The sequence below is a fragment of the Kitasatospora sp. NPDC041917 genome, from assembly GCF_055589745.1.
Window position 1 is genome coordinate 13,486 of the sequence record NZ_JBVJBI010000017.1, and the last position, 14,344, is coordinate 27,829.

Genomic DNA, 14,344 nt, shown 5'->3' on the forward strand with positions numbered 1-14,344 from the left:
ACGGCGGGTCGGTCCGGTCCGCAACCGCGGAACGTACGATCGGCGTCCTGTCGGACAGTCGTCCTGACCCGAGAGATCGGCACCGCACTCGCACCTCAGGAGCCGCCGCCATGCACCGGACCGCCCGCCGCCCCTCCGCCCCGACCCGACCGTCCCGATCCGGGCGCCGGCTGCTCGCGGGCTGCGTCGCGGTGGCCGCCGCCCTGGGGCTGGCCGCGTGCGGGACCGCCAGCGGGGCACTCCGGCCGCCGAGCGCGGCGGCGCCGTCCGGGACGCAGACGCCGGCCGCCACCGAACCGGGCGGGACGGCGGCGACCACCCTCGCGCCGGCGCCCGGATCGGACGCCGTGCCACCGGGCGCGGGCTCCCCGGCCGCCCCCGCACCGGCCGCCCCCGCACCGGCGGTGCCGGCGAAGCCGAGGCCGACCGCGGCCACGGGCTCCCCCGTCTCCACCGCGCCGACCACTCCCACCACGCCCACCACACCCACCGCTCCGGCCACCCAGACCCCACCGGTCACCCCGACCGCCGCGCCGTCCTCGCCCGCCGTGCCGCCCCCGCACACCGGCGCGGGCACCGTGATCGGCTCCACCGCCTCCGGCGGCCGCACCGTGGCGCTCACCTTCGACGACGGCCCCGGCCCGGCCACCGGCCAGATCCTCGACCTGCTGGCCCAGTACCACGTCAAGGCCACCTTCTGCCAGATCGGCCAGAACGCCGCCGCCAACCCCGCCATGGTCAAGCGCGTCCTGGCCGCCGGGCACCGGCTCTGCGACCACAGCGTCCACCACCCGCAGCCGTTCGCCAAGCTCCCGCACGACAAGGCCGTGGCCGAGATCACCGACGCCCGGAACATGATCGTCCAGGCCGGCGGCCCCGGCACCGGGGTCGGCTGGTTCCGCGCCCCGGGCGGCGGCTTCAACGCCGACAACGAGCACATCACCGCGAGCCTCGGGATGTCCTCCCTCGGCTGGTCCGTCGACCCGCGCGACTGGGCGCGTCCGGGCACGCCGGCCATCGTCTCGGCCGTGCAGAAGCAGCTCAGGCCCGGCGGCGTGATCCTGATGCACGACGGCGGCGGCGACCGCAGCCAGACCGTGGCCGCGCTCAAGCAGCTGCTGCCCTGGCTGGTCGCCCAGGGCTACACCTTCGACTTCCCGGCCGCGTAGGCCAGGGCCGTCGGGGCCTCGGCTCCGCCCGGAACGCTCCGGGCGTTCCCCCCGTTCTCCCCCACCTCCCCGGCCCCCGTACCGCGGACGGCTCCCGTACGGCGGCCGTCAGGGCACGCGCAGCCGGTAGACCTGCCGGGAGCCGCCCTCCGGGCCCGGGGCGGCGGCCTCGGCCGGGGTGAAACCCAGCCGCTCGTAGAAGACCCGGGCGCCGCTCGCCACCGCGCCCGGGTGGTCCGGGCCGAAGGTCACCACCTCGACGGTGGCCGGGCCCCGGACATGACGGCGCAGCACGTCCTCGACCAGCTCCCGGCCGACACCGGTGCCCCGGGCGCGCCCGGCCACCACCAGCCAGTGCAGGTGGTACGGCCCCGGGCCCGCGGCGCCGAGCAGCAGGCCGCCGAGCAGCCCCTCGCCGTCCTCGGCGACGGTCGCCAGGCCCCCGTCGATGCTGCCGCGCACCGCACGGTGGAACCCCGGCTCGGCGACCATCGGGCCGAACCAGTGCTCGACCTCGGCGGCGAGGGCGAGGAAGCCGGGCAGGTCCGCGGGGCGCGCGGGCCGCACGGCCGTCACCGGGCGGGCCAGCGCGGGTCGACCACCGCCTGCGGGTCCTTGCCGCGGCGCAGCCAGGCCTGGAGGCCCTCGGCCCACTGCCGGTACCAGTCGATCTGCCGGCGGTGCAGCTCGGCGGGCTCCAGCGCCCCCACCTCGGCCGGGTAGCGCCCGGCCAGCGCGACGGCGACCCGCACGGCGGCGAGCGCGTCGCTGCCCGCCTCGTGGGCGTCCGTCAACTCCACCCCGTACAGCTCGCAGACCCGCTGCAGGGTGCGCGAGCCCTTGCGGTACTTGTCCACGGCCCGGTCGATCACCAGCGCGTCCAGCACCGGCCCGACCGGCCTGCCCAGGCGCTCGGCGAGCGTCGCCAGCCCGTGCCGGCGCAGCTCGGCGTCGAGCAGCGACAGGTCGAACGGCGCGTTGAACGCCACCACCGGCCGCCCGGCGGCGATCCGCTCGCACAGCGCGGCGGCTATCTCCTCCACCGCCTCCTTCGCGGGCCTGCCCTTGCTCCGCGCCACCTCGTCCCCGATCCCGTGGATCGCCGCCGCCTCGGCGGGTATCGGCACCCCGGGGTCGAGCAGCCAGTGCGCGGCGCCCACCCGGGCGGCCCCGACGGTGTCCACGAGCGCGGCCGTGACGATGCGGTCCACGGCCGGGTCGGTGCCCGTGGTCTCCAGGTCGAAGCCGACCAGTGGCTGCTGCCACCAGCTCATCAGGTGTGTCCTTCCGTCCTGCCTCTCGAAACAGCCCCTATCATCACCCGGCCCACCGACAACCCGGCCCGCGGGGAGCCCGGTCACGGGCCCGCCCGGGCCCCGGGCGCGGACGAAGGGGCCGCCCCCGAGCGGCGCCCCGGTCCTGCCGGCGCCCCCTCGTCGGCCCGATGCCGCACCGTTCGCGGCCGGCGCGACGAGCGCCGGGCCGGGCGTCCGGCGGTGACGTCGAGCCGCCCGGCGCGGCCGTGCCGAACCCGTGGGAGTGCTGAGAGCCCGTCATGCCGACCGCCCCGGTCGCGGGGTGCGACCGGGGCGGGCGGGGCGGCCGGCGTGGGCCAGCGGGCCGGCGTGGGCTAGCGGGGCGGGGTGGCGAGGGCGAGGCGGCTGGGGAGGACGCTGGAGGCGACGGCGAGCAGCAGGCACAGGGCGGTGCCGGCGCCGAGCGGTGCCCAGGGCAGTCGCAGGGCGACGGTGGCCCGGCCGGCCAGGATGCGGTGGTTGAGCAGGGCGGTGGTGCCGTACTGGGTGAGCGCGGTGACGGCCAGGGCGAGCAGCGCGGCGGTGGCGACGACCAGGACGGCCTCCAGCGCGACCATCGACGTGACCTGGCGGCGCACCGTCCCGGCCAGCCGCAGCACGCCGAAGTCGCGCCGGCGGTCGGCGGTGCTCATCACCATGGTGTTGACGATCGCGATCAGCGCGTAGAGCAGGGCGGGCCCGAGGATCGTGGTGGTGGCGATCCAGGCGTAGTGGGCGCCGGGGTCGGGCCCGGGGTCGTGGGCGTCGGTGAGGGTGCCGCCGAGCCGGTCGGCCGGTTCGGCGTCGAGGTGGACGGCGGCGGGACGGGCGCCCGCCAGGTGGCCGGCGACGGCGTCGCCGCTGAGCAGGACCTCGTCCAGGCCGAGCTGGGTGCGGTAGACGAGGGCGAGCCGCAGGCTGGTGACGGTGCCGTCGGCGAGGCGCAGGTTGACCTGGTCGCCGAGTTTCCAGCCGTGGCCGCGGACCTGGTCGGTGGAGGCGGCGAGGGTGGCGCCGCGCAGGTCGGCGGCGCTGCCGTCGACGGCGGGCAGTGTCCAGGCGGTGGCGAGGTCGCCGTCGACGACGGTGGCGGCGGACGGCGCGCTCGCGGGCGAGTCCTCGCCGTGGTCGTCGAAGGCGGGGGCGGCGGCGCCGAGGCCGGTGACCACGGTGGCGGTGGTGGCGGTGGCGTGCAGTCCGGGGCGGGCGGCGGTGAGCCGGTGGGCGGCGTCGGCGGGCAGCGGGGCGCCGCCGGGGCGCAGCACGTACGCGGCGGCGGCGAGGGCCCGGTTCTGGGCGGTCATGGCGTCGGCGAAGGCGGCGGTGGAGCCGACCACGGTGCCGGTGAGCGCGATGGCGAGGAAGGCCGGGGTGGCGGTGGAGACGGTGCGGCGCACGGCGGTGAGGGCGTTCTGCCGGGCGAGCAGCGGGGCGGCGGCGACGGCCCGGGCGAGCGGGGCGCTGAGCAGTCGCAGCAGCGGCGGTACGACGGCCGGTGCGAACAGGGCGAGCGCGGTGATGGCGAGCAGGTCGGCGCCGAGCACCCACTGGGAGGCGAGTTGCGGGTCGTCGGGCTGGTCGCCGGGGGCGGGGGTCATGGTGGGCGCGGCCAGGTAGTAGCCGACGGTGCCGGCCAGGGCGGTGAGGCCGAGCAGCGCGCAGGTCCAGCGCAGCGGGGTCATGGCCGCGCGGTCGGCAGCGGCGTCGCCGAGCGCCTCGACGGCGCGCACCCGGCCGGCCCGCAGGGCGGCGGTGACGGCGCCGAGCAGGGCGACGAGGAGGCCGACGGCGGCGGCGAGCAGCATCGGCCCGGCGGCGGGGTGCGCGGTGAATCCGTCGGGGGCGGCCCCGCGGGCGACCAGCCAGGCGGCGAGCGCCGGTGCGCCGGGCAGCGAGAGCAGGCAGCCGCTGACGGCGGCGGCGAGGGCGACGACGGCGGCCTCGCCGGTGATCAGCCAGACGATCTGCCGGGGCGTGGCGCCGACGGCGCGCAGCATCGCGATCTCCTGGCGGCGCTGGGCGACGGCGAAGGCGAAGGTCCCGGCGACGACGAAGACGGCGACGAAGGCGGCCATCGCGGCGGTGAACTGGAGCACCTTGTGCAGGGAGGGCGCGCCGAGCGGGGAGTCGTCGCCGGCGGTGTCGTGGAGCAGGCTGCCGGTGGTGGCGACGAGCAGGACGCCGAGGGTGAGGGCGACGTAGGAGCCGGCGAAGGCGGACTTGCGCCGCCGCAGGCTCGCGGTGGCGACCGGCAGCAGGGTGGTGATCGAGGTCATGCCGCCGTCTCCAGGGCGGTCATCCGCTCGGCGACGTGCTGGGCGGTGGGGTGGGGCAGGTCGTCGACGATCCGGCCGTCGGCGAGGAAGAGCACGCGGTCGGCGTAGGCGGCGGCGACCGGGTCGTGGGTGACCATGACGGTGCTCTGGCCCTCCTGGTCGACGAGGTCGCGCAGCAGGGCGAGGACGTCGCGGCTGCTGGCGGAGTCCAGGGCGCCGGTCGGTTCGTCGGCGAACAGCATGCGCGGCCGGGTGATCAGCGCGCGGGCGATCGCGACGCGCTGCTGCTGGCCGCCGGAGAGCTGGGAGGGCAGGTGTCCGGCGCGCTCGCCGAGGCCGACCTGGGCGAGCGCCCCGCGCACCTGCGCGGGGTCGGGGCGGCGGCCGGCCAGCCGTAGCGGCAGCCCGACGTTCTGTTCGGCGGTGAGCGAGCCGACCAGGTTGAAGGCCTGGAAGACGAAGCCGATCCGCTGGCGGCGCAGCACGGTGAGCTCGGTCTCGCCCAGTGCGCCGAGGTCGGCCCCGTCCAGGGTGACCCGGCCGCTGTCGGGCCGGTCGAGGCCGGCGCAGCACTGGAGCAGGGTGCTCTTGCCGGAGCCGGAGGGGCCCATGACGGCGGTGAAGCCGCCGCGGGCGAACTCGACGTCCACCCCCCTGAGCGCCCGTACGGCCTCCGGGCCGGTTCCGTAGGTGCGGTGTACGTCGTCGAGCCGCAGGACGGCCCCGTTCTCCCCCGTGATCTTCACAGCAGCCACACCTACCACGGTGGCCACGGCCCTGACCAGGTGGTTTGGGGGAATCGTTATGCCGTCAGCCGCCGTGCCCCGCCGAGGACTTCGGCGCGGACCTCGGTCCCGCCGACGGGGCGGTGCAGGAAGACGTCGACCGGATCCTCGTGGACGACGGTGAAGCCGTGGCGTTCGTACAGTCGCTGGGCGGCGCTGCCGCGGAGGACGACGAGGCGGAACGGTTCTCCGGCGGCGTCGGCCTCGGCGAGGAGGTGGCGCAGCACGGCGGTGCCCAGGCCCCGCCCCTGGAGGTGCGGGGCCAGGTAGAACAGCTCCAGGTGGCGTCCGCCCCGCTCGTCGGGGCGGACGGTGACACAGCCGGCGAAGGCCCGGTCCACCAGGATGACGGAGGTGTACCTGGTCGAGAAGGACGCCCTCACCCGCTCCCGGGAGCGGGCCGGGTCCCAGCGGCCGAGGCGTTCCAGGTCGGCGCGCATGACCTGGGCCTTGAGGTCCGTGACGGGTTCGAGGTCCTCGGGCGCGGCGGGGCGCAGGCTCCAGTCGGGGGCGATGTTCACGGCCCGCAGTCTGGCAGCCGCGTCACCGCTCCGACCAGCCGTTTTCGTCAGGACACCGGCCGGGAGTCGGCCCAGGCGCCCTCGAACTCCTCGCGGTAGACCTCCAGCAGTCCGGCCTCGGTGCCGCCGGGCTGCTGGCCGGCGCCGCCGCGCAGCACCAGGGCCGGGGACTCCATGCCGCGGGCGCGGCGCAGGTAGGGCTGGATGACGCCGAGGTCGCGGCCCTGCCGGCGGCCGCCCGCCTGGCCGGCCGTGCGGGGGCCCTCGACCAGGTAGGCGGTGAAGCGCGGGGTCTCGTCGAAGACCCGGATCTCGAAGCCGCCCTGGTCCCGCAGCCGGGCCCGCACCCGCCGCACGTGCATGATGTTCATTTCGATGGAGCGCGACAACTCGCTGCGGCCGAGGCCGAGTTCGCGTTCGCGGCGGCGCACCGCGCTGCTCGCCGGGTTGAGGAAGAGCAGCCGCACCCGACAGCCTTCGCCGGCCAGGCGCACCAGGCGCTTGCCGGTGTAGTTCTGGCAGAGCATGCCGAGGCCGATGCCGAGGGCGTCGAGGCGCCGGGCGCCGTCCAGCAGGTCCTCGACGGGGAGGTCGCGCTGGAGCCGGACCCGGTCGGCGTGCACGGCGACGACGTCCGCGTACCGGCCGGCCACCAGGGACTCGACCACGTCGGCGGGCACCCCGCCGGCGCCCCCGTCCAGGACGGCCAGCAGCCGGGCGGCGGCCCGCTCGGTCTGGGCCAGCACGGTCTGGGTGAGCACCCGGTTGCGGGAGACCACGTGCCGGGCCACCTCCAGCTCGTCCAGCGCCAGCTCGATCTCGCGCCGGTCGGCCAGGTACGGCTCGAAGCAGGGCCAGTGCTGCACCATCAGTTCGCGCAGCTGGGGCAGGGTGAGGAAGACCAGCGGGTCGTCGTCGGCCGGGTCGAGGAGGTAGCCCTTGCGGCGGCTGACCTCGCGCACGGCCCCGGCGCGGTGCGCCCACTCCTCGCCGGCCGGCCCGGCGGCGGCGGTGACCCAGTCCTCGCCGTGGGCGGGGGCGTAGATCGGGTGCAGCACCTCGTCGACCAGGGCGCGCAGCCGCTGTTCGACCAGGTTGAGCCAGACGTAGGCGCGGCCGGACAGCCGGACCCGCTGGTAGGCGTCCTCCCATTCGCCGGCCGACCAGGCCAGTGCGGGTATCTCGACCGGGCCGCCCTGGGCGGGCACCAGGGCCCGGCCGGTCAGGGTGGGACGCATGACCACCGTGGGCGCCTCGCTGCGGGTCGCGCCCCGGTCGGGGCCGCCGGGCCCGGAACCGCGGCCGCCGGCGGGGAACACCATGCGCCACCTCATCTGGTTGCTGCGGCCGGCCCCCGCGGGCGCGGGGACCGTCGAAAGCCCGTCGGCCCGCCCCGGGCGGCCGGACGATCAAGGGTACTGCCCGCCGCGAGCCGATCGCAGCCGGATGCCCGGGGCCCCTCCCGCACCACCGGAGCACTCTTCACACGAATGCCCGACGGGCGCTCGTTCGGCCCAACCCGGGCCGGATGTCCCGGCCCGCGGGGAGGGGCTCGGGGAGTATGCCCTGTGCCGCGCGTCACGGCGGCTGTGCCGTGCGTCACGGCGCACGGTCACGCACATGCCCGGCCGCCCGGCCGGGAAGAGAGCGTCCGGGCCCCGGCAGGCGGCCGGTCCCGTTGTCGGAGCACACGTCAGTTTCCGTCGGCAGCAAGGAAGTTGAGAAGTCATGCAGGTCTGGCCCGGTACGCCCTACCCGCTCGGCGCCACCTACGACGGGGCCGGCACCAACTTCGCCGTGTTCTCCGAGAGCGCCGACCGGATCGAGCTGTGCCTGATCGCCGAGGACGGCTCCGAGACGGCCGTCGAGCTGCGCGAGACGGACGCCTTCGTCCGGCACGCCTACCTCCCGGGCGTCCAGCCCGGCCAGCGCTACGGCTTCCGCGTGCACGGCCCGTACAACCCGGGCCTGGGCCAGCGGCACAACAGCGCCAAGCTGCTGCTGGACCCGTACGCCAAAGCGATGAGCGGGCACATCGACTGGGACGAGTCGGTCTACGGCTACCACTTCGGCGCCCCCGAGCGCCGCAACGACCTGGACTCCGCCCCGCACACCATGCACTCGGTGGTGATCAACCCGTACTTCGACTGGGGCACCGACCGGCCGCCGCGCACCGACTACCACCGCACCGTCATCTACGAGGCCCACGTCAAGGGCCTGACCCGGCTGCACCCGGGCATCCCCGAGGAGATCCGCGGAACGTACGCGGGCCTGGCCCACCCGGCGGTGATCGAGCACCTGGCCAAGCTCGGCGTCACCGCGATCGAGCTGATGCCGGTGCACCAGTTCGTCCGCGACCACCGGCTGCGGGACCTCGGCCTCGCCAACTACTGGGGCTACAACACCGTCGGCTTCTTCGCCCCGCACTCCTCCTACTCCTCCACCGGCGACCGCGGCCAGCAGGTGCAGGAGTTCAAGTCCATGGTCAAGGCGCTGCACGCGGCCGGGATCGAGGTGATCCTGGACGTCGTCTACAACCACACCGCCGAGGGCAACCACCTGGGGCCGACGCTGTCGCTGCGCGGCCTGGACAACGTCTCCTACTACCGCCTCGCCCGCGACCAGCGCTTCTACGAGGACACCACCGGCACCGGCAACAGTCTGCTGATGCGCAGCCCGCACGTGCTCCAGCTGATCATGGACTCGCTGCGCTACTGGGTCACCGAGATGCACGTGGACGGCTTCCGCTTCGACCTCGCCGCCACCCTCGCCCGGCAGTTCCACGAGGTGGACCGGCTGTCCTCCTTCTTCGACCTGGTCCAGCAGGACCCGGTGGTCTCCCAGGCCAAGCTGATCGCCGAACCCTGGGACCTCGGCGAGGGCGGCTACCAGGTGGGCAACTTCCCCCCGCTGTGGACGGAGTGGAACGGCATGTACCGGGACACCGTGCGGGACCTGTGGCGCGGCGAGAACGCCACCCTCGCCGAGTTCGGCTCCCGGCTCACCGGCTCCGCCGACCTCTACCAGGACGACGGCCGCCGCCCGATCGCCTCGATCAACTTCGTGACCTGCCACGACGGTTTCACCCTGCGCGACCTGGTCTCGTACAACGAGAAGCACAACGACGCCAACGGCGAGGACAACCGGGACGGCGAGTCCTTCAACCGCTCCTGGAACTGCGGCGTCGAGGGCCCCGCCGCCGACCCGGCCGTCGAGGAGCTGCGGGAGCGCCAGCAGCGCAACTTCATCGCCACCCTGATGCTCTCCCAGGGCGTGCCGATGCTCTCGCACGGCGACGAGCTCTGCCGCACCCAGCTGGGCAACAACAACGCCTACTGCCAGGACAACGAACTCACCTGGGTGCACTGGCCCGAGGGCGACGGGCCGCAGGCGCGGCTGCTGGAGTTCACCCAGGGGATGATCTGGCTGCGCCGCGACCACCCGGTGTTCCGGCGGCGGCGGTTCTTCCACGGGCGGCCGGTGTCCGCCTCCGGCGGCTTCGACGACCTCACCGACATCGCCTGGTTCACCCCGACCGGGGAGGAGATGACCAAGCGCAACTGGGGCGCCAGCTACGCCAAGTCGCTGACCGTCTTCCTCAACGGCTACGCGATCTCCGAACCGGACCGGCGCGGCGGCCGGATCGTCGACGACTCCTTCCTGCTGCTGTTCAACGCCCACTCCGAACCGCTGGAGTTCACCGTGCCCGCCGACCACGGGCAGGAGTGGCAGGTCGTGGTCGACACCGCCCGGCCCCGGCTGCCCGCCCCCGGCACCGGCGCCCGGGTCAAGGCCGGGGACGCCCTCTGGCTCACCGACCGCTCGCTGATGGTGCTGCAGCGGCCCGCCTAGGTGCTCCGGTCCGTGCCGGCGGTGCCGCGGCGCCCCGCCTGGGGCGTGCCGGCGGTGCCGCGGCGCCCGGCCGGGCCGGTCACCGAACGCGGCGCGGGCCCTTCGGACGGCCGGGGGCGGTCACCTGTTCGGGCCAGCAGCGGGTCTTGGCGGCGGCCTCCCCCGGGTACCTATGGAGCTATGACCCCCGCCGCCGAGCCCGCGCAGCCCCGCCCGGCCGCCACCGTCCCCTCGTCGTCGTACCGCCTCCAGCTCCAGCCCGGCTTCACCCTCCACGACGCCACCGGCGCCGTCCCCTACCTGGCCGCCCTCGGCGTCTCCCACCTGCACCTGTCCCCGCTGCTGGAGGCCGTCCCCGGCTCCACCCACGGCTACGACACCGTCGACCACACCCGGATCAGCGAGCAGCTCGGCGGCGAGCCGGCGCTGCGCGAACTGGCCGCCGCCGCGCACCGCCACGGCCTGCGGCTGATCGCCGACGTGGTGCCCAACCACATGGCCGTGCCCGCCCCCGAACGGCTCAACCGGCCGCTGTGGCAGGTGCTGCGCGACGGTCCCGACTCGCCGTACGCGCGCTGGTTCGACATCGACTGGACCGCCCAGGCCGGCCCCGCCGACGCCCCCGGGCGCGGCCGGGTGCTGCTGCCGCTGCTCGGCGACCGGCTCGGCGCCGTCCTGGACCAGCTCACCGTGGACGCCGTGGGGGCGCCTCCCGGCCGCCCGGCGGGGGGAGTGCTGCGCTACCACGAGCACGAGCTGCCGCTGCGCCCCGGCACCGAGGAGCTGCCGCTGTCCGAGCTGCTCGGCCGCCAGTGGTACCGGCTCGCCTGGTGGCGCCTGGCCCGCACCGAGCTCAACTACCGGCGCTTCTTCACCGTCAACGAGCTGATCGCGCTGCGGGCCGAGGACCCGGAGGTGTTCGCCGCCACCCACGCCGTCCTGCTCGGACTGCACGCGGACGGCGTCCTGGACGGCTTCCGGATCGACCACCCGGACGGGCTCGCCGACCCGCGCGGCTACCTGCGGCGCCTGGCAGCGGCCACCGGCGGGGCGTCGGGGACCACCGGCGGGGCGTACGTCGTGGTCGAGAAGATCCTCACCGGCGAGGAGCGGCTGCCCGAGGACTGGCCGGTGGCCGGCACCACCGGCTACGACGCGCTGCGCCGGATCGACGGCGTGCTCACCGACCACGCGGGCGCCTGCCGGCTGGCCGGTGCGTACGAGTCCTTCCGGCACGGCGGCCCGGTCCGGGACCTCTGCGCGGACCCGCACCCCGCCGTCGCCGAGGCCCGGCGCGGGCGGGCCGACATGGCTGGGCCGGACGGCGAACTCGCCGCCGAGGTCGACCGGCTGGTGCGGATCGCGCTGCGGATCGGCGCCGCCGAGCCCGCGCACGCCGACCACTCGCCGGGGCAGCTGCGCGCCGCGCTCGGCCGGCTGCTCACCGGCTACCCGGCGTACCGGCCGTACGCCCGGCCCGGCGAGGCGGTCCCGGCCGCCTCGGCGCAGCAGCTGCGGGCCGCCCTGGAGGGCTCCGCCGACCCGACCGACCGGCTGGTGGCCGCGCTCGCCCTCGGCGAGCTGGGCCGGGGCGCCGACAAGGACGAGTTCTGCACCCGCTTCGCCCAGACCGCCGCCGCGGTGGCCGCCAAGGGCGTCGAGGACACCGCCTTCTACCGCTGGAACGCCCTGCCCGGCCTCAACGAGGTCGGCGGCGAGCCCGCCCGGCCCGGACTGCGCCCCGCGGACTTCCACGACTGGTGCCGCTACCTGGAACGCACCTGGCCGCACAGCATGACGGTGCTGTCCACCCACGACACCAAGCGCAGCGCCGACGCCCGGGCCCGGCTCGCCGTGCTCGCCGAGCGGCCGGACGCCTGGGCCGCCGAGGCCGCCGCCTGGTCCACCGCCGCCGGCCCCGGCTTCGACCCGGACGCCGACTGGCTGCTGTGGCACACCCTGGTCGCCGCCTGGCCGATCGGCCCGGACCGGCTGGTCGCCGCCCTGCTCAAATCCGCCCGCGAGGCCAAGCTCCACACCTCCTGGACCACCCCCGACCCCCGCTACGAGCGGGCCCTGGAGCAGCGCGCCCGCGCGGTCCACGCCAACCCCGGGCTGCTCCCCCGGATCGAGGGCACCGTCCACGCCCTCGCCCCGTACGCCCGCGCCAACACCCTGGCCGCCGCGCTGCTGCACCTCACCGTGCCGGGCGTGCCGGACCTCTACCAGGGCAGCGAGGAGCCGCTGTACACCCTGGTCGACCCGGACAACCGGGGCGTGGTGGACTTCGGCGCGCTCGCCGTGCGGCTCACCGACGCGGCCGCGCCGCGCCCCGGCGACCTCGCCCGGGAGAAGCTGCACCTCACCACCACCGCGCTGCACCTGCGCCGCGCCCGCCCGCTCGGCCCGTACCGGCCGCTGCACGCCGCGGGCCCCGCCGGTGACCACCTGCTGGCCTTCGCCCGGGGCGAGGACGTGGTCACCGCCGTCACCCGGCTGCCGTACGGGCTGGAGCGGGCGGGCGGCTGGCGCGACACCGTGCTGGAGCTGCCGGCCGGCGGGCCCTGGACGGACGAGCTGACCGGGCGCGACCTCCCGGCGGGCACGGTGCCGGTGGCGGAGCTGCTGGCGGCCCTGCCGGTGGCCCTGCTGACGAGGAGGCACTGATGCCGCGCTACCAGGTGTGGGCGCCCAACGCCGCGTCCCGCGTGCGGGTCGACGTCAACGGCTTCGCCTACGACTTGGCCCGCTGCCCGGACCGGGACGGCTGGTGGTCCGGCGAGGCCCCGGCGGGCGACTACGCCTTCCGGCTGGACGACGGCCCGCCGCTGCCCGACCCGCGCTCGGCCCGGCAGCCGCACGGCCCGGAGGGGCCCAGCCGCGCGGTGGACCACGCCGCGTTCCGCTGGTCGCGGCCCGGCCGGCGCGGCCGGGCGCTGCCCGGCGCGGTGCTGTACGAGCTGCACGTGGGCACCTTCACCGCCCGCGGCACCTTCGACGCCGCCGCCGAACGCCTGGACCACCTGGTCGAGTTGGGCGTGGACTTCGTCGAGCTGATGCCGGTCTGCCCGTTCCCCGGCCGGCACGGCTGGGGCTACGACGGGGTCTCGCTCTGGGCCGTCCACGAGCCCTACGGCGGGCCCGAGGGGCTCAAGCGCTTCGTGGACGCCGCCCACCGCAAGGGCCTCGGGGTGGTGCTCGACGTGGTGCACAACCACCTCGGCCCGTCCGGCAACCACCTTCCCGCGTACGGCCCGTACTTCACCGACCGGCACCACACCCCGTGGGGCTCGGCGGTCAACCTGGACGCGCCCGGCTCGGACGAGGTACGCGCCTACCTGATCGGCAGCGCGCTGGCCTGGCTGCGCGACTACCGGATCGACGGGCTGCGGCTGGACGCCGTGCACGCCCTCGCGGACGACCGGGCCGTCCACTTCCTGGAGGAACTCTCCGCCGAGGTGGGGAGGTTGGCGGTCGCCACCAACCGGCCGCTGTTCCTGATCGCCGAGTCCGACCTCAACACCCCGGCCACCACCGCCCCGCCCGAGGCGGGCGGACAGGGCCTCACCGCGCAGTGGAGCGACGACTTCCACCACGCCCTGCACTGCGCGCTCACCGGCGAGTCCCAGGGCTACTACGGGGACTTCGCGCACGCGCCGCTCGCCGCCCTCGCCAAGACGCTCACCCGGGGGTTCTTCCACGACGGCACCTGGTCCTCGTTCCGCGGCCGCCGGCACGGACGCCCGTTCACCCCGCCCGGCAACGGCCACCGGCTGCTCGGCTACCTCCAGACCCACGACCAGGTCGGCAACCGGGCGCTGGGGGACCGCGTCTCCACCAGCCTCTCCCCCGGCCGGCTCGCCTGCGGCGCGGCGCTGGTGCTCACCTCACCGTTCACCCCGATGCTCTTCATGGGCGAGGAGTGGGGCGCCGCCACCCCCTGGCAGTACTTCACCGACCACACCGACCCGGACCTCGCCGAGGCCGTCCGGCAGGGCCGGCGCCGGGAGTTCACCGGGCACGGCTGGGCCGCCGAGGCCGTCCCCGACCCCCAGGAGCCGGCCACCGTGCTGCGCTCGGTCCTCGACTGGACCGAGCTCCGGCGCGCCCCCCACGCCGAACTGCTCACGTGGTACCGGACGTTGATCCGGCTGCGGCGCGAGCGCCCGGAGCTGTCCGACCCCGACCTCGGCGCGGTGCGCGCGGACTTCGACGAGGCGGCGGGCCGGCTGGTGGTGCACCGGGGGCCGTACCGGATCGCCGTCAACCTCGGGCCGGACGGGGCCGCGCTGCCGCTCGGGGCCACCGGGCGCGAGGTGGTGGCGGCCTTCGGGGCGGCGGAGCTGGAGGGGACGGCGGTGCGGCTGGCGGCGGACGCGGTGGCGGTCGTCGCCGTGCAGCCCGGCCGGACGTTCACCGGCACGACGGGCCCACCGTAGCGGCCGG

Annotated in this window: 10 protein-coding genes; 4 read left to right on the forward strand and 6 right to left on the reverse strand. The window is 76.1% G+C overall.

From position 1 onward, the window contains the following. Positions 1-110 precede the first annotated feature (110 nt). Positions 111-1,169 (forward strand): polysaccharide deacetylase family protein, encoded by a 1,059-nt coding sequence (locus ACZ6EM_RS21390; RefSeq protein ID WP_465773011.1) that lies wholly within the window; start codon positions 111-113, stop codon positions 1,167-1,169. Positions 1,170-1,277: 108 nt separating this feature from the next. On the opposite strand, the gene ACZ6EM_RS21395 is transcribed toward ACZ6EM_RS21390, so the two are convergent. The 6 genes from ACZ6EM_RS21395 to ACZ6EM_RS21420 form a co-directional block, all read right to left on the reverse strand. Then, positions 1,278-1,745, reverse strand: coding sequence for a GNAT family N-acetyltransferase (locus ACZ6EM_RS21395; RefSeq protein ID WP_465773012.1), 468 nt, complete (start codon positions 1,743-1,745; stop codon positions 1,278-1,280). Beyond that, a complete protein-coding gene (locus ACZ6EM_RS21400; RefSeq protein ID WP_452178616.1) occupies positions 1,742-2,443 on the reverse strand; it encodes an exonuclease domain-containing protein in 702 nt (233 codons plus the stop codon). Before ACZ6EM_RS21400 ends, ACZ6EM_RS21395 begins: the two co-directional genes overlap by 4 nt. A gap of 356 nt (positions 2,444-2,799) precedes the next feature. Further along, the gene (locus ACZ6EM_RS21405) at positions 2,800-4,740 is read right to left on the reverse strand and encodes an FtsX-like permease family protein (protein ID WP_465773013.1); all 1,941 of its coding nucleotides are present in this window, start codon (positions 4,738-4,740) and stop codon (positions 2,800-2,802) included. Further along, positions 4,737-5,486: an ABC transporter ATP-binding protein gene (locus ACZ6EM_RS21410; RefSeq protein ID WP_401046922.1), complete on the reverse strand. Its 750-nt coding sequence runs from the start codon at positions 5,484-5,486 to the stop codon at positions 4,737-4,739. The genes ACZ6EM_RS21405 and ACZ6EM_RS21410 overlap by 4 nt, the downstream gene beginning before the upstream one ends. Before the next feature lie 56 nt (positions 5,487-5,542). Further along, complete coding sequence (locus ACZ6EM_RS21415; protein ID WP_452178618.1) at positions 5,543-6,046, reverse strand: GNAT family N-acetyltransferase; 504 nt, start codon at positions 6,044-6,046, stop codon at positions 5,543-5,545. Between the two features lie 47 nt (positions 6,047-6,093). Then, positions 6,094-7,368, reverse strand: coding sequence for an SAV2148 family HEPN domain-containing protein (locus ACZ6EM_RS21420; protein ID WP_401046911.1), 1,275 nt, complete (start codon positions 7,366-7,368; stop codon positions 6,094-6,096). A 406-nt stretch (positions 7,369-7,774) separates the two neighbouring features. On the opposite strand from ACZ6EM_RS21420, the gene glgX reads away from it, so the two are divergent. From glgX to treZ, 3 genes are all read left to right on the forward strand, one after another. Then, on the forward strand, positions 7,775-9,898 hold the full coding sequence (glgX, locus tag ACZ6EM_RS21425; RefSeq protein ID WP_401046914.1) for a glycogen debranching protein GlgX: 2,124 nt from the start codon (positions 7,775-7,777) through the stop codon (positions 9,896-9,898). A gap of 180 nt (positions 9,899-10,078) precedes the next feature. Then, positions 10,079-12,565 carry a malto-oligosyltrehalose synthase gene (treY, locus tag ACZ6EM_RS21430; protein WP_465773014.1) on the forward strand — a complete coding sequence of 829 codons (2,487 nt, stop codon included), beginning with the start codon at positions 10,079-10,081 and terminating at the stop codon, positions 12,563-12,565. After that, complete coding sequence (gene treZ / locus ACZ6EM_RS21435; RefSeq protein ID WP_465773015.1) at positions 12,565-14,337, forward strand: malto-oligosyltrehalose trehalohydrolase; 1,773 nt, start codon at positions 12,565-12,567, stop codon at positions 14,335-14,337. The genes treY and treZ overlap by 1 nt, the downstream gene beginning before the upstream one ends. Positions 14,338-14,344: the final 7 nt, after the last annotated feature.